The sequence below is a fragment of the Sphingopyxis sp. GW821-FHT12C06 genome, from assembly GCF_058807415.1.
On record NZ_JBXAQR010000004.1, the window covers coordinates 326,363 to 340,724 of the forward strand.

At 66.4% G+C, this 14,362-nt stretch carries 13 protein-coding genes; 5 read left to right on the forward strand and 8 right to left on the reverse strand.

What is annotated here, in order from left to right:
- Positions 1-85: 85 nt before the first annotated feature.
- The 3 genes from fdxA to AC1RRJ_RS13850 form a co-directional block, all read right to left on the reverse strand.
- Positions 86-424: a ferredoxin FdxA gene (gene fdxA / locus AC1RRJ_RS13840; protein WP_166943107.1), complete on the reverse strand. Its 339-nt coding sequence runs from the start codon at positions 422-424 to the stop codon at positions 86-88.
- 113 nt (positions 425-537) lie between these two features.
- On the reverse strand, positions 538-897 hold the full coding sequence (locus AC1RRJ_RS13845) for an RNA-binding S4 domain-containing protein (RefSeq protein ID WP_493123639.1): 360 nt from the start codon (positions 895-897) through the stop codon (positions 538-540).
- On the reverse strand, positions 897-3,671 hold the full coding sequence (locus AC1RRJ_RS13850) for a helicase-related protein (RefSeq protein ID WP_493124141.1): 2,775 nt from the start codon (positions 3,669-3,671) through the stop codon (positions 897-899). Before AC1RRJ_RS13850 ends, AC1RRJ_RS13845 begins: the two co-directional genes overlap by 1 nt.
- Before the next feature lie 304 nt (positions 3,672-3,975).
- Here AC1RRJ_RS13850 and AC1RRJ_RS13855 point away from each other — a divergent pair, with 304 nt between their 5' ends.
- The 5 genes from AC1RRJ_RS13855 (at position 3,976) to AC1RRJ_RS13875 (ending at position 9,955) form a co-directional block, all read left to right on the forward strand.
- Positions 3,976-5,499, forward strand: a complete 1,524-nt coding sequence (locus AC1RRJ_RS13855; protein ID WP_493123641.1) for a peptidoglycan DD-metalloendopeptidase family protein — start codon at positions 3,976-3,978, stop codon at positions 5,497-5,499.
- Between the two features lie 115 nt (positions 5,500-5,614).
- Positions 5,615-6,613: a porphobilinogen synthase gene (gene hemB, locus AC1RRJ_RS13860; protein ID WP_493123643.1), complete on the forward strand. Its 999-nt coding sequence runs from the start codon at positions 5,615-5,617 to the stop codon at positions 6,611-6,613.
- A complete protein-coding gene (locus AC1RRJ_RS13865) occupies positions 6,610-7,152 on the forward strand; it encodes a GNAT family N-acetyltransferase (protein WP_493123645.1) in 543 nt (180 codons plus the stop codon). Before hemB ends, AC1RRJ_RS13865 begins: the two co-directional genes overlap by 4 nt.
- Positions 7,149-9,404 carry a spermidine synthase gene (locus AC1RRJ_RS13870; RefSeq protein ID WP_493123647.1) on the forward strand — a complete coding sequence of 752 codons (2,256 nt, stop codon included), beginning with the start codon at positions 7,149-7,151 and terminating at the stop codon, positions 9,402-9,404. Before AC1RRJ_RS13865 ends, AC1RRJ_RS13870 begins: the two co-directional genes overlap by 4 nt.
- Positions 9,401-9,955, forward strand: coding sequence for a gamma carbonic anhydrase family protein (locus AC1RRJ_RS13875; protein WP_493123649.1), 555 nt, complete (start codon positions 9,401-9,403; stop codon positions 9,953-9,955). Before AC1RRJ_RS13870 ends, AC1RRJ_RS13875 begins: the two co-directional genes overlap by 4 nt.
- An 87-nt stretch (positions 9,956-10,042) precedes the next feature.
- Here AC1RRJ_RS13875 and AC1RRJ_RS13880 read toward each other — a convergent pair whose 3' ends face one another.
- The 5 genes from AC1RRJ_RS13880 to dapF all read right to left on the reverse strand — a co-directional run bounded on the left by AC1RRJ_RS13880 (position 10,043) and on the right by dapF (position 14,361).
- Positions 10,043-10,615: a urate hydroxylase PuuD gene (locus AC1RRJ_RS13880; RefSeq protein ID WP_493123651.1), complete on the reverse strand. Its 573-nt coding sequence runs from the start codon at positions 10,613-10,615 to the stop codon at positions 10,043-10,045.
- Positions 10,616-10,695: 80 nt separating this feature from the next.
- Positions 10,696-11,397 carry an inner membrane-spanning protein YciB gene (locus AC1RRJ_RS13885; RefSeq protein ID WP_493123653.1) on the reverse strand — a complete coding sequence of 234 codons (702 nt, stop codon included), beginning with the start codon at positions 11,395-11,397 and terminating at the stop codon, positions 10,696-10,698.
- On the reverse strand, positions 11,394-12,320 hold the full coding sequence (ftsY, locus tag AC1RRJ_RS13890; RefSeq protein WP_493123655.1) for a signal recognition particle-docking protein FtsY: 927 nt from the start codon (positions 12,318-12,320) through the stop codon (positions 11,394-11,396). The genes AC1RRJ_RS13885 and ftsY overlap by 4 nt, the downstream gene beginning before the upstream one ends.
- Entirely contained in the window at positions 12,317-13,558 is a 1,242-nt protein-coding gene (locus AC1RRJ_RS13895; RefSeq protein WP_493123657.1) for a MiaB/RimO family radical SAM methylthiotransferase, read from the reverse strand. The genes ftsY and AC1RRJ_RS13895 overlap by 4 nt, the downstream gene beginning before the upstream one ends.
- Complete coding sequence (gene dapF, locus AC1RRJ_RS13900; protein ID WP_493123659.1) at positions 13,555-14,361, reverse strand: diaminopimelate epimerase; 807 nt, start codon at positions 14,359-14,361, stop codon at positions 13,555-13,557. The genes AC1RRJ_RS13895 and dapF overlap by 4 nt, the downstream gene beginning before the upstream one ends.
- Position 14,362: the final 1 nt, after the last annotated feature.

Here is a 14,362-nt window from a genome sequence, read left to right on the forward strand (position 1 = left end):
CCTCCGCCATCCTACATCGTCGCCAACCGGAACGGTTTCAAGGGGGCAAAAAAGAAGGGGCGGGAAAGTCCCGCCCCATTTTGTATCAGTCGCCCTCGCCAGGTTCGGGCGAGAACAGCGTCTCGAACTTGTTCTCGACGCCCTTATATTCGTCGGCGTCGGCGGGGCTGTCCTTTTTCACCGTGATGTTCGGCCATTCGGCGCTGAACTTGGTGTTCACTTCCAGCCATTTCTCGAGACCGCTTTCGGTGTCGGGCAAAATTGCCTCGGCCGGGCACTCGGGCTCGCAAACGCCGCAATCGATGCATTCGTTGGGATTGATGACGAGCATATTCTCGCCCTCATAGAAACAGTCGACGGGGCAAACCTCGACACAATCCATATATTTGCACCGGACACAGGCATCGGTGACGACATAGGTCATGGGTATAGGCTCCCTTGGTTGGCGGCCCCCAGGCCACCCGAAATTGCGATTCTTCGCCTCCTATGCCGCGCGGCGGCGACGCGTCAACGCTTAGCGACAGTTGCGAATCACTCTCAATGCATAGGATGCTGCCCACGCTTTTGCGGCACAGCATTTTCTGGGCTGCTGATAGCGGAAGTGACAGTAGCGGGAGCGTTCGCGTCAAGACGGGCGTAGCATGCCTGCGCTTCGCCGGGCGGGCCGCGGCGCATTGGCAGCGCGAGCAGGCGCACCACCTCGATATGTTCGCCGACCGGCAGCACGAGCGTCTGTCCGACATGGACCGCGCACGACGAGCGCGTGACGCGTCGTCCGTCGAGGCGGATATGCCCCGCGGCGACGATCGCCTGGGCGATGCCGCGCGAGCGCGCGAAACGCAGATACCAGAGCAGCTTGTCGAGCCGGATGCTTCCCGCGGCGCCCGGGCTGGCCATTAATCCTCGCGCGCGCCCGCGAGGAGCGCGGCAAGCCCGGCGAACGGACTGTTCGGCGACGGGCCACGGCGCGGCGGGCGGTCGCGTTCCGGCGGGCGTGGTACAGGCCGGTCCGATTTGGGTCCCGATCCTTTGCCCCGCTTTACGGGCGGCCGCACCGCATGGCTATGGACGCCGGGCGTTCCTGCCTTGGCATTTCCGCCATTTTTATGGGCGTGTTTGCGGCGCGGGCGCTTCTCGGCGCTCTTGAGTCCCGACCAGCGCCAGCGTTCGAGCGCGGGTTCGCCGATGGTGCGGAAGCCGAAGCTCTGCAGCAGTGAGCGGCGCGCCTCGGTGTCGAGGCCGAGCGAGGTCGCGAGCGCGGGATCGATCGCAAAGCCCGGCGGAGCGGCGACGGGGAGGCCGTCTTCGCTTTCTTCCGGCAGGTCCGACTCATGGTCATGATGCGGGTCGGCGCCGGCTATCGGAGCGGACGGCGGGGCGGCCGCCTGCAACCGCGCGGCGTGCGCCTGGCGCGCCAGTTTCTCCGCCATGTCGATACGCAGCCATCCGGCGCCGCAGCGGCGGAACCCCGCGATGCCGAGGGCGATTCCCGCGCCCTCCTTTTGCCACACCGCGCCGTGCGGTGGCAGCGCAGCGATCGTGCCGCCTTGCTGTGCCGCGATCAGCGCGGCGCGCCAGCGCACCGCTTCGGGTTTGAGCAACTGCGGGTGGAAGATGTCGAGCGAGCCTATGGTGAGTCCAAGCTTGCGAAGCTGCGGACGTTCTTCGACCGCCATCGCCGCGAGCTGTTCTTCGACCGCGGCGCGCGCGACGAGCCCGCTGCCATCGACCAGCGCGGCGAGCAGTGCGCGGACGCGCGGCGGGGTGAAAAGATCGCCTGCCGCTTCGCCCATCGCGGCGAGCGGTCCGGCGTGGCGAGCGAGCTGCTGTGCGACAAATTGCTGCAATCGTTCGGCAATCGCCTGCACCTGCTGGGGTTCGAGCCGGCGCAGCGACGGGTCGATCAGGATCGCCGGTTGGACCAGCGTAGGTCCACGGCCGAGCGACGCCACAACATGGCCGTGCCACGCGAGGCGCGGCGTCGCGCCGGCGTCGCTGACCAGCGCCAGCGCATTGCCGTCGCCTTCCGCCAACGCCGTCGCGCGCCGCGCGAGTTCGGCGCGCAGATGCTTTTCGGCGGCGGCGAGCAGCATCTTGTGATCGCTCGCGCGCGCCACCGGGTCGACCTTGAACTGAAAGCCCTTGAGCGTTCCGATCGGTTCGCCATCGACCGCAACGGTGCCGTCGGCGGCGACCGCGACCGGCAGCGCGGCGTGGCGTTGCCCGGCATCGCGAAGCAGCAGCGCGAGGCGGCGGTCAACGAAGCGCTGTGCGAGCGCGGCGTGCAATGCGTCGGACAGCCGCGATTCGAGATCCTGCGTCTGCTCGGTCCAGCCCGCAGCGCCCGCGATCCAGTCGCCGCGCTGGGCGATGAAGCAGAGCGTGCGGACCGCGGCGATGCGGCTCGCGAGCTGGTCGATATCGCCCTCGACGTCGTTCAGCCTCGCGAGTTTGCGCGCATACCAGTCGGGATCGATCATCCCGTCGCCGTTGGTGCGCCATTGCCACAGCTTCAGCACGGTGCGGCTGTGATGTTCGGCGCCCAATTGTTCGAAATCGGGAAGGCCGCACACGTCCCAGAGACGCTGGACAGCGTCGAAATCGCCACCGCGCGCGCGGACTTCGAGGTCGCCCGCCAGATGTTTGAGCACGGCGATGTCGACCGCCTCGGGCGCCGGGCGCAGCACGGGATCGGTCGGAGGCCGGGCGAGGTCGGACAGCAATTGGTCGAGCGAGCCGAAGCCCGGGGTCGGATTGCGCCAGAACAGGCTGGCGAGCGGCGGGAAATGATGCCCCTCGATCGCGGCAATTTCCTCAGGCGTGAAGCCGCCCTGCGGCAGGCCGACGGTGCCGAAGCTGCCGTCCTGCTGATGCCGCCCGGCACGCCCGGCGATCTGTGCCATTTCCGAAATGGTCAACCGCCGCAGCCGCCGCCCGTCGAATTTCTGCAGGCTCGCGAAGGCGACATGCTGGACGTCGAGGTTGAGTCCCATGCCGATCGCGTCGGTGGCGACGAGATAGTCGACCTCGCCTGCCTCGAACATTGCAACCTGCGAATTGCGCGTCTTTGGGCTGAGCGCCCCCATCACCACCGCTGCGCCGCCCGAGAAGCGGCGCAGCATTTCGGCGATCGCGTAAACTTCCTCGGCCGAAAAGGCGACGATGGCGGAGCGTTTGGGGAGCCGAGACAGCTTCGAAGACCCCGCATAGCTCAGGGTCGAAAAGCGCGGGCGGGTGACGATGTCGGCCTCTGGCACCAGTTTGCGCACCAGTCCCTTGATGCTGGCGGAGCCGAGGATCATCGTTTCCTCGCGGCCGCGCGCGCGCAGCAGCCGGTCGGTGAAGACATGGCCGCGTTCGGGGTCGGCGCCCAATTGTGCCTCGTCGATGCCGACGAAAGCGACGTCGCGTTCGATCGGCAACGCTTCCATCGTGCCGAGCAGATAGCGCGCCTGCGCCGGCATGATGCGTTCTTCGCCGGTGATGAGTGCGACCTCGGCCGGGCCTTTGATCGCGACGACACGGTCGTAAATTTCGCGCGCCAGCAGGCGCAGCGGAAAGCCGATCATGCCGCTGCTGTGAGCGGTCAGACGCTCGACCGCCAAATGGGTTTTGCCGGTGTTCGTGGGGCCAAGGACAGCCTTGACCGGATGGGATGAGGGAGGTGGCATTGTCTTGCCCGCTACGCTGGCATGGCCGGCGGCGGCGCGCAACAGGGGATCGCCCAATGGCGGCGGAAATGCGAATTTTCTGGCCACCGGGCACGTCATGGCCCGACGCCGACACGGCTTGCCGCAAGGCCAAATCCCTTGGGGCGCGTTAAATTGACTTTAACGGCCTTTGTTTACAGAGATTGCCACGGAAACATCATCGGCGGCGCTCGCGAGGGGGTTGGTCGTCGAATGGGGGTCGCACTTTTTGTTCCAGCGTCACGAACCCATTGCGGGAATGTCCGGCAATACGGCCGCGCTCGCCATGTCGCAGGCGATTCCGCTGGGTCGCGCTGGCGCTGGCGCTGGCGCGGAACCCGGGCCGGTGTGGCGCGAGCGGCTGGCGCAGCTCGATCTCGTTCCCGACCTTGGCGATCATATCGGGTCGGCGACCTGGTGGCGGGGGCTGGCGACATTAACCCTGCTCTGCGGAACGGCGATCGCGACCTTTCCGGGCATCCAGCCGATCGAAGTCGGCGGCGCGCCCGCACTCGACACGGCCGACTTCAACGAAGCGCGCGCGCAGATGATCGTGCCGCTGGCGCTCGGCGGCGACACCGGGCGGCACATGGCGGCGACCGACGCGGTGCGTCCGCTCACCCAGACCCCCGAACGGCCGCAGATCGAACTCACCGCCACGCTGGGCAGTGGGGACAGTTTCGCGCGCCTGCTCGAACGTTCGGGGGTCGGCGGAACCGAAGCGCAGGCACTGGCGGTGCAAGTGTCGGGGGCGGTGCCGCTTGCCGATATCGCACCCGGAACGCGCATCGACCTGATCCTTGGCCGCCGGCCTGCGCGTACGATGCCGCGCCCGGTCGACGCGCTGGCGATGCGCGCGCGCTTCGACTTGCGGATAGAGATGGAGCGAGTGGACGGGCGACTGGTGATGCGGCGCATCCCGATCGCGGTCGATGCGACGCCGCTGCGGATTCGCGGTCGCGTCGGCGACAGCCTGTATCGCTCGGCACGCGCCGCCGGGGCGCCGCCGCAGGCGATCCAGTCCTATCTGCGCATTATCGGTCAGCAGATTTCGGTCGGTCGCGATATCCGCGCGCAAGACGAATATGACATCATCGTCGATCATCGCCGCGCCGAAACCGGCGAGAGCGAAACGGGCAAACTGCTTTATGCCGGCCTGATTCGCGGTGGGCAGACCAAATTGTCGATGCTCGAATGGCAGAAGGACGGCCGCAGCCAGTGGTTCGAGGCATCGGGCGTCGGCGAGCAGCGCGGCGGTATGGCGCGGCCGAGCAACGGGCGTGTCACCTCGACCTTCGGTATGCGGCGCCACCCGATCCTGGGGTATCGCCGCATGCACAGTGGGATGGATTTCGGCGGCGGTTATGGTTCGCCCATCTATGCGGTGACCGATGGCGTGGTGACGATCGCCGGGCGTCACGGCGGATTCGGCAATTATGTAAAGCTCAACCACGGCAATGGTCTGGGCACCGGCTATGGTCATATGAGCCGCATCGCGGTGCGCCCGGGGCAACGCGTCAGCCGCGGGCAGGTCATCGGCTATATTGGTTCGACGGGGCTCTCGACCGGGCCGCATCTTCACTACGAACTCTATCGCAACGGCCATGCGGTGAACCCCGCGTCGGTGACCTTCGTCACCCGCGCGGCGCTGGAGGGCAAGGATCTGGCGGCTTTCCGGGCGCGCATCCGGTCGCTGACCGCGATCGCCCCCGGTGCGGCCCTGACGCCGATTGCGCCAAAACAGATTGAGGGGCCGAAGCTGGGTTCGCTCGCCCACGTCGCATCGAAGAGGGCGGACGGCGGGATTTGATCCTGTTGTCCAGCGGTTCTCAAGTGCCGCTTGCTCGATGCAAGCGGCCAGAGACGGGCAGTGCGAACTGCCAATATCCATTTGCCCCACAGCCCAGCGCGGCTATGCACGCCGCATGACTCATGCCGCTTTCCCCGACCTGCGCCTCCGCCGCACCCGTCGTACCGGCTGGAGCCGCGCGATGGTGCGCGAAACCCAGCTTTCGCCCGCGAACCTGATCTGGCCGCTGTTCGTCTGTCCCGGTTCGGGGACCGAGGAGCCGATCGCCAGCCTGCCCGGCGTGTCGCGCTGGTCGGTCGACCGGATCGTCGATCGTGCGAAGGACGCCGTTGCGGCTGGAATTCCCTGCCTCGCGCTCTTTCCCTATACTGAGCCCGACCGGCGCAGCCCTGACGGCGCCGAGGCGCTCAACCCCGATAATCTGATGTGCCGTGCGGTCGCCGCGATCAAGGATGCGCTGGGCGACGATATCGGCGTTCTCACCGACGTCGCGCTCGACCCCTATACCAGCCACGGGCAGGACGGGCTGATCGACGATGCGGGTTATGTCCTCAACGACGAGACGGTCGCGGTGCTGGTCGGGCAGGCGCTCAATCAGGCGCGGGCAGGGGCTGACATCATCGCGCCCAGCGACATGATGGACGGCCGCATCGGTGCGATTCGGCAGGCGCTGGAGGCCGAAGGCTTCGGCCATGTCCAGATCATGAGCTATGCCGCCAAATATGCCTCGGCCTTTTATGGCCCGTTCCGCGATGCCGTCGGCTCGCGCGGGCTGCTCAAGGGCGACAAGAAAACCTATCAGATGGACCCCGCCAACGCCGAAGAGGCGCTGCGCGAAGTTGCGCAGGATCTGGCTGAAGGTGCCGACAGCGTGATGGTGAAGCCGGGCCTGCCCTATCTCGACATCGTCGCCGCGGTGAAGGCGAATTTCGCGGTGCCCGTCTATGCCTATCAGGTGTCGGGCGAATATGCGATGATCGAGGCCGCAGCGGCGGCGGGCGCGGGCGACCGCGACGCGCTCGTCCTCGAAACCCTGCTCGCTTTTCGCAGGGCCGGAGCGTCGGGCGTACTGAGCTATCATGCGCTCCACGCGGCTCGACTTCTCGCCGGATGATCAGGACTGAACGGCTGGCCATGCGATCGTGGCGCGACGACGATGTTGCGCCTTTTCAGGCGATCTGCAGCGACCCGGAGGTCATGGCGACCCTCGGTCCGCCGCTCGATATGGAAGCAACCGCCGCGCGGATCGCGTGGATGCGCGGGCATGAGGCCGAGCATGGCCATTGCTTCTGGGCACTCGAACGCCAGAGCGACGCGCGGCTGATCGGCTGGTGCGGGGTGATTCGCGGCGACATGGCACCTGTCGCGGACAAGGTCGAGATCGGCTGGCGGCTGGCGCGCGACTGCTGGGGCGCGGGCTTCGCCAGCGAGGCGGCGCGCGGTGCGGCCGCGTGGGTTTTCGCGAACCTGCCCGACGAGGAAATCCGGGCGATCACCTGGCAGGACAATGTCCGCAGCCGCGCAGTGATGGAGCGGCTCGGCATGCAGTATCGCGCAGAGCTCGACTTCGATCATCCGAAGCTTGCCGAGGGCGATCCGCTGCGCCCGCACGTAACCTATTCCTTATCACGCTTGGCATGGGAAACCGCATGACCGCTTCTGCTTCGCCGCGCCGCTGGCTGTTCGTCCTGACGATCCTCGTCGGCAGCTTCCTGCTTTTCCTCGTCCAGCCGATGGTGGCGCGGATGGTGCTGCCCAAACTGGGCGGCGCGCCCGCGGTGTGGAACAGCGCGATGCTGGTCTATCAGGCGCTGCTGCTCGGCGGCTATGCCTATGCCCATTGGCTCGGGCGTTTTCAGATACGGCGCCAGGCGGGGATCCACGTTGCGCTGCTCGTCGCTGCGGCGCTGTGGCTGCCGATCGGCATCGCCAACATCGCGCCGCCCGCACCGGGGCAAGAGGCTTTGTGGGTGCCGCTGCTCCTGATCGCGTCGATCGGCCCGGTCTTTTTTGTCGTCGCGGCGCAGGCGCCGCTGATGCAGCGGTGGTTCGCCGCCGACGCGCGCGCGGGCGATCCCTACATTCTTTATGCGGCGTCGAACCTCGGCAGCTTTGCCGGGTTGATCAGCTATCCTGCACTCGTCGAACCGGCGCTGCCGCTCGCGGCGCAAAGCTGGGGCTGGACCGCGGGCTATGCGTTGCTGGTCGTTCTGGTCGGGATCAGCGCGGCGGCGCGCTGGCGGGCCGGAGGGGAGGCTGCCGGCGCCGAGGCGGTAGCGGACGGCGAGGCGCGCCCGACGCTGCGGCGCCAGATTCACTGGCTGCTGATCGCTGCTGTGCCCTCGGGGCTGATGCTGTCGACGACGACGCATCTCACCACCGATATCGTCGCGATGCCGCTGCTTTGGGTGCTGCCGCTCGGCCTGTATTTGCTGAGCTTCGTGATTGCCTTTTCAACCATGGACCGGCTGGTCCAGACCATCACCGTCGTTGCGCCGGCCGGACTGTTGTCGGTGGGAGGCCTGTCGCTGCTGAGTTCGGGCGGCGGATCGATGATGATCGCGCTTGCCAGCCTTGCGATGCTGTTCCTCGTCGCGACCGCGCTGCACGGCTATCTTTACCATCTGCGGCCGGCCCCCCGGTATCTGACGCTTTTTTACCTCATCATGTCGGCGGGCGGGGTTCTCGGCGGGCTGTTCGCCGCGCTGTTTGCGCCGCTGGTCTTTGACTGGGTGTACGAACATCCGCTGCTCGTTTTGGGGTCGGCGATGCTGCTGCCATTGCCGGCACTCTTCCCGTGGGACCAGTGGCTGGGGTTGAAGCCACAGACGGCGCGCTGGGCGGCGGCGCTGCTCGTCGCGGTGGCTGCCTTTGCGTGCTGGAAAATGATCGACGGCTGGACCGGGGTGGTGGCCGATGTGAAGTGGTGGGGAATCGTCATTTTCGCAATCGGCTTGCTGGTCATCGGCTGGCGTTGGGCCTTTGTACCGGTTTTCGCGCTGCTGATGCTTGGTGTCGGCGGCTGGGATACGGTGCAGGAAAGCTTTAGCGGCATGCGCGTCCGCAGCTATTTCGGCGTCTATACGGTCACTGACGATCCCGGGCACCACCAGCGGCGGCTCGCGCACGGGACGACGCTGCATGGATTGCAGCGCACCGAGGCCGGGAAGCAGCTGGAGCCGACGACCTATTACGGCCATCAGTCGGGGGTCGGGTTGACCCTCGACAAAGCCGAGGCGCTGGCCGGGCCCGATGCGGCGGTCGGTATCGTCGGACTGGGGGCGGGGACACTCGCCTGCTACCGCAAGCCCGGGCAGAAATGGACGATTTTCGAGATTGATCCGGTGATGGTCGATATCGCGCGCGATCCGGCGAAATTCACTTTCCTGTCTGAATGCGCCGGCGACACGCCGATCATCCTCGGCGACGCGCGGCTGCAGGTTGCAAACCAGCCGCAGGGGCGTTTCGATATTCTCGTCATCGATGCCTTTTCATCCGACGCCATTCCGCTCCATTTGCTGACGAAGGAAGCGATCGGCATCTATGCGCGGGCGCTGAAACCGGGCGGCATATTGCTGATCCATATCTCCAACCGCTTTTTCGACCTCGAACCCGTGCTCGCGGCCGAGGCGAAGGCGCGCGGCTGGAGCGCGGCGATCCGCATTGACCCATCGCCGACCGGCGACGATTTCAGTGACCTCACCGGGTCGAACTGGGTCGCGCTGACCGCGACGCCGCAGCGCATGGACGCGTTGACCGGCGGCATCAGGCCGCGCAAGGATTCGCAGGAACAGGGTGTCTGGGTGCCGCTGGAAGGGCGGGCGCATTTCGAGCGCTGGACCGACGACTATGCCTCGACCCTGCCTATCCTGTACTGGGGCAATATCATTGGGGATCGCGAATGACCTATCACGACGTCAGCATCATCAGCATCAACGGCAAGACGCCGCAGATTGACCCCAGCGCCTTCATCGCGCCGGGGTGCCGGATCATCGGCGATGTCGTGATCGGCCCCGATGTCAGCATCTGGTATAATTGCGTGCTGCGCGCCGACGTCAGCCGGATCGTCGTCGGGGCGCGGTCGAATATCCAGGACGGCAGCGTCGTCCATTGCGACGGTCCGATGCCGCACCGCCCCGAAGGCTTTCCGACGATCATCGGCGAAGATGTGCTGATCGGCCATCTCGCGATGGTGCACGGCTGCGTGCTCGACGACCGCGCCTTTGTCGGGCTGAAGGCGACGGTGATGAACGGGTGCCGGATCGGCAGCGACGCGATGCTCGCGGCGGGCGCGTTGCTCACCGAGAACAAGGAGATTCCGACCCGCGAACTGTGGGCCGGATCGCCCGCGCGCCGCGTGCGCGAGATCGACGATGCGCAGGCCGCGGGGATGCAGGTTGGCGTGGCGCATTATGTGCTGAACGGCCGGATGCATAAGGCGGCTATTGACGGCTGAGTTGATATCCCCTTCCGCTTGCGGGAGGGGGCAAGGAAAAGGCGCCCCGGTTTCCCGGAGCGCCTTTTCTTTTGGCCTTGGGCCAGCTTAGCTGAAGTTCACCATCGCATAGAGCATCGGGATCGACAGCAGGGTGTTGGTCCGCGAAAAGATCATCGCGGTCTTGGCGGCCTTCGCCTTGGTCGCATCATCGGCTTCGACGATGCCCAGCGCCTTCTTCTGGTTCGGCCAGATCACGAACCAGACGTTGAACGCCATGATCAGCCCCAGCCACATGCCGACGCCGATCAGCTTATAGGGATCTTGCAGCCCCAGCGCGGGCGCCAGATATTTGGCGTGGCCGGCGATCGCGAGGCCCAGCAGCACGGTGATCAGCGCTGCCCAGCGGAACCAGAAAAGCGCGGCCGGCGCGATGTGCTTGCCCACTGCGGGTTTCAGTTCGGCCGGGATTTTCGGCATCGTCGGGATCTGGACGAAGTTGAAATAATAAAGCAGGCCGATCCACAGTACGCCGAAGAAGGTGTGCAGCCAGCGCATGATCGCGTTGCCGGCGGCGACGCCATCTTCGAAATTCTGGCCGTTGAGGCACAGCATCAGGATGATCGCGAGCACCAGTCCCGCGCCCAGCACGGCGTGCAGATTTCCGAAAAATTTGTCCATTGCAGTTCCCCCTTTGTGATCCGGCATGGGATGCGACCCGGTGCCGATGACGCCTGCTATGCCAGCGTCGGGGGGATGGCTCAACCTTGCTTGTCGGCCGCGGGATCTTCGGGCAGCGCGAGGCCGTTCTTCATCATCACGGGAAGCTGGGTGAGGGTGAAGATGAAGGAGAGGGCGGTGATACCCCACACCTTGACCGTCAGCCAGGTGTCGAAGCTGAAATCGCCGCGCTGGATCATCACATACATGATGTGATTGGCGATGCCGAGCGCGGCAAAGAACAGCCCCCAGTTGCGCGACAGCAATAGCCAGCCGCGCTCGGTGACGCCCTCGAGTGCCGATTGCAGCAGATATTTGAGCATCGGTTTCCCGAACCACCAGCCGCCGAGTAGCAGGATGGCGAAGGCGGCGTAAATGATCGTCGGCTTCATCACGATGAAGCGTTCGTCGTGGAACCAGATGGTCAGCGCGCCAAAGCCGATGACGAGAACGCCCGACAGCCACAGCATCGGCGAAATCTTGCCAAGCTTCCACTTCGACACCGCCATGGCGACGACGATCGCGATCATGAAGGCAACGGTGGCTTTGATCGCGCCGGTGGTCGCGGCGAACGCACCCTGGCCGCCCGAGGTGAATTTATAGGTGAGGAAGAAGACGAGCAGCGGCCCGAAATCGATCGCGAAATTCAGCCAGCCATGTTTGGCGGGCGGCGGCGCGGGGACGAGTTCGGGGCCGCCCGGAAGCTGTTCAAATTTATCGAGTGTGTCGAGCGGTTCGCTCATCGGATGTTTCCTGCAATGATCGCGGCGATTTCGTCGGCGTCGAAGGGGCGAAGGTCGTCGATGGTTTCGCCGATGCCGATCGCGTGGATCGGCAGCGCGTGGCGTTCGGCTGCGGCGACGAGGACGCCGCCGCGCGCGGTGCCGTCGAGCTTGGTCATCACCAGCCCCGTCACCCCGGCGACCTCACGGAACACGTCGATCTGCGACAGCGCATTCTGTCCGGTCGTCGCGTCGAGCACCAGCACGACATCGTGCGGCGCTGCAGGGTTAAGGCGGCCGAGGACGCGCTTGATCTTGGCAAGCTCGTCCATCAGTTCGCGCTTGTTCTGGAGGCGCCCGGCGGTGTCGACGATCAGCACGTCGATTCCGGTCGCGGTTGCCTGTTTGACCGCATCGAACACGATGCCCGCCGAATCGCCGCCCTCGGGCCCCGCCATGATCGGCACGCCCAGCCGTTCGGCCCAGACCTTGAGCTGGCCGATGGCGGCGGCGCGGAAGGTGTCGCCCGCGACGAGCATCACGCCATAATCCTGTTCCTGGAACAGATGCGCGAGCTTGGCGATGGTGGTGGTCTTGCCCGACCCGTTGACCCCGATCACCAAAATGACCTGCGGGCGGGGGAAGGCGTCGATCTCGAGCGGTTCGGCGACGGGGCGAAGGACGGTTGCGATCTCCTCGGCGACGATCTTGCGCAATTCTTCCACGCCGCTCGCGACGGCATCGCGCCGTGCCGCCAGCCGGTCGCGGATACGCCCGGCCATTGCGGGGCCAAGGTCCGCGGTGATCAGCGCTTCCTCGATGCGGTCGAGATCGTCATCGTCGAGCCGCGACTTCCCGGTCAGCCCCGCCAGATTTTCGCCCAGCCGTTCCGACGTGCGCTTCAGGCCGCCGAAGAGCCGTTCGCTCCAGCTTGTCCCGCTCATGCCGCGATGTCCTTGTGGATTTTGGCAGCGATCATACGGTCGCCGTCGCGCGCCGTCAGTTGCACGCGAACGACGCAGCCGGGCTCGGCGGGGGTGGTCAGCGCGAGGGGCGCAAAATTCTCGGCATGGCCGGTCAGGCCGTCGCGCTCGACCAGCATACTCGCTGTCGTTCCCGCCTGGGCGTCGAGCCAGGCGTGGCGGCGGCGCGTATTGGCTTCGCGTAGTTGCGCAGCGCGGTCGCGCGATATCGCGCGGCCGACTTGCGGCATCCGCGCGGCGGGCGTCCCGGCGCGCGGGCTGTAAGGAAAGATATGGCCAAAGACGATGTCGCAATCGTCGATCAGCGCCAGCGAATTGGCGAACATGCAGTCATCCTCGGTGGGAAAGCCGGCGATCAGGTCGGCCCCGATCGCAATTTGGGGGCGGGCGGTCTTGAGCCGCTGGGCCAGCGCGACCGCGTCGGCACGGCTGTGGCGGCGCTTCATGCGTTTCAGCACCATATCGTCGCCTGCCTGAAGCGACAGATGGACATGCGGCATCACCCGCGCTTCCTGGGTCAGGAGTGCGAACAGCGCATCGTCGATGCGGTCGGGGTCGAGCGACGAGAGGCGCAGCCGGTCGAGGCCGGGCAGCGCGAGCAGCGCCTCGACGAGTGCGGCAAGCGTAGTGCCGCTGTCGTCGCCATAGCTGGCGAGGTCGACTCCGGTCAGAATGATCTCGCGCTGACCGCGCGTCAGGGCGGTGCGCGCGGCGCCGAGGATGGCGTCAACCGTTGCCGACCGCGCCGTCCCGCGCGCCATCACCGTCGCGCAAAAGGTGCAGCTGTGCGAGCAGCCGGTCTGGACGCCGAGGAAGGCGCGGGCATGGTCGGCGCCGGAAAGGGCGGGGGCGTAAGGCCGCGGGCCGGTCGGTGCTGCGGGCCCGTCGCCATAGCTCGCGGCGAACCCCTTGGCGTCATTCCGGACCACGCGCGCGCCAAGCCCGGCAAAGCGTTCGGCTTCGAGCTCCGCCGCGCAGCCCGTGACGACCACCGTCGCATCAGGGCGTTCGCGCAGGCTTCGCCGCACCGCCTGCCGTGCCTGTCGCACGGCTTCGTCGGTGACCGCGCAGCTGTTGAAGATGATTGTGTCGCGCGCACCAGCCTGCATCGCAGCGCTACGCACCGCTTCGCCCTCGGCGATGTTCAACCGGCATCCGAAATTGACGACCTCGACCTGGCCCGTGACGGCAGCGCTCATCCGAACTGCGCCCAATCGGTCTCGCCCTCAAAGACGCGGGTCGCGGCACCGCTCATGATGATCGGTTCGCCATTGGCCCAGCGGATGATCAGGTCGCCCCCGGGCAGCGCGATGGTCACCGGCGATTGCACAAGGCCGGCGCGAATCGCCGCGACCGCAGTGGCGCAGGCGCCGGTGCCGCATGCCTGGGTCAGCCCGACGCCGCGCTCCCACACGCGCAGCTGCAGCCGGTCGGGGCCGTCGAGGCTGGCGACGTTCACATTCACCCGTTCGGGAAACAGCGGGTCGGTTTCGATCCGGGGGCCGAGTTCGTCGAGCGCGACGGCGTCGGCTTCGGGTACGAAGAAGATGATATGCGGATTGCCGACATTGACCGCGGCGCCATGTTCCAGCTCGTCCCACGCGACAGGCATGTCGCGCGTGTCCATCGGCATCGCGAGCGGGATATGCTCCCAGTCGAAAACGGGTTCGCCCAGCGTCACTTCGGCACCGCCGTCGGCTGGCGTCACGCGCAGCATGCCGCCCAATGTTTCGATCACTGCAGGCTTGCCGATCAGCGTCGCGACGCAGCGGGTCGCATTGCCGCACGCCTCGACCTCACCGCCGTCGGCGTTGAAGATGCGCATCTTCACATCGGCGCTGGTCGAAGGTTCGAGCAGGACCAGCTGGTCGCATCCGATGCCGTGGCGGCGGTCGGCGATCGCATGCGCGCGCGCCGGGGTCATCTCGACGGGTGTCAGGCGTGCGTCGATCACGACAAAGTCGTTGCCCAGCCCGTGCATCTTGGTGAAGCGATCTGCCATA

Excerpts from the sequence above, each read along its gene's own strand:
- fdxA (WP_166943107.1), bottom strand. The coding sequence starts at position 424 with ATGACCTATGTCGTCACCGATGCCTGTGTCCGGTGCAAATATATGGAT.
- AC1RRJ_RS13845 (WP_493123639.1), bottom strand. The coding sequence starts at position 897 with ATGGCCAGCCCGGGCGCCGCGGGAAGCATCCGGCTCGACAAGCTGCTC.
- AC1RRJ_RS13850 (WP_493124141.1), bottom strand. The coding sequence starts at position 3,671 with ATGCCACCTCCCTCATCCCATCCGGTCAAGGCTGTCCTTGGCCCCACG.
- AC1RRJ_RS13855 (WP_493123641.1), top strand. The coding sequence starts at position 3,976 with ATGTCGCAGGCGATTCCGCTGGGTCGCGCTGGCGCTGGCGCTGGCGCG.
- hemB (WP_493123643.1), top strand. The coding sequence starts at position 5,615 with ATGACTCATGCCGCTTTCCCCGACCTGCGCCTCCGCCGCACCCGTCGT.
- AC1RRJ_RS13865 (WP_493123645.1), top strand. The coding sequence starts at position 6,610 with ATGATCAGGACTGAACGGCTGGCCATGCGATCGTGGCGCGACGACGAT.
- AC1RRJ_RS13870 (WP_493123647.1), top strand. The coding sequence starts at position 7,149 with ATGACCGCTTCTGCTTCGCCGCGCCGCTGGCTGTTCGTCCTGACGATC.
- AC1RRJ_RS13875 (WP_493123649.1), top strand. The coding sequence starts at position 9,401 with ATGACCTATCACGACGTCAGCATCATCAGCATCAACGGCAAGACGCCG.
- AC1RRJ_RS13880 (WP_493123651.1), bottom strand. The coding sequence starts at position 10,615 with ATGGACAAATTTTTCGGAAATCTGCACGCCGTGCTGGGCGCGGGACTG.
- AC1RRJ_RS13885 (WP_493123653.1), bottom strand. The coding sequence starts at position 11,397 with ATGAGCGAACCGCTCGACACACTCGATAAATTTGAACAGCTTCCGGGC.
- ftsY (WP_493123655.1), bottom strand. The coding sequence starts at position 12,320 with ATGAGCGGGACAAGCTGGAGCGAACGGCTCTTCGGCGGCCTGAAGCGC.
- AC1RRJ_RS13895 (WP_493123657.1), bottom strand. The coding sequence starts at position 13,558 with ATGAGCGCTGCCGTCACGGGCCAGGTCGAGGTCGTCAATTTCGGATGC.
- dapF (WP_493123659.1), bottom strand. The coding sequence starts at position 14,361 with ATGGCAGATCGCTTCACCAAGATGCACGGGCTGGGCAACGACTTTGTC.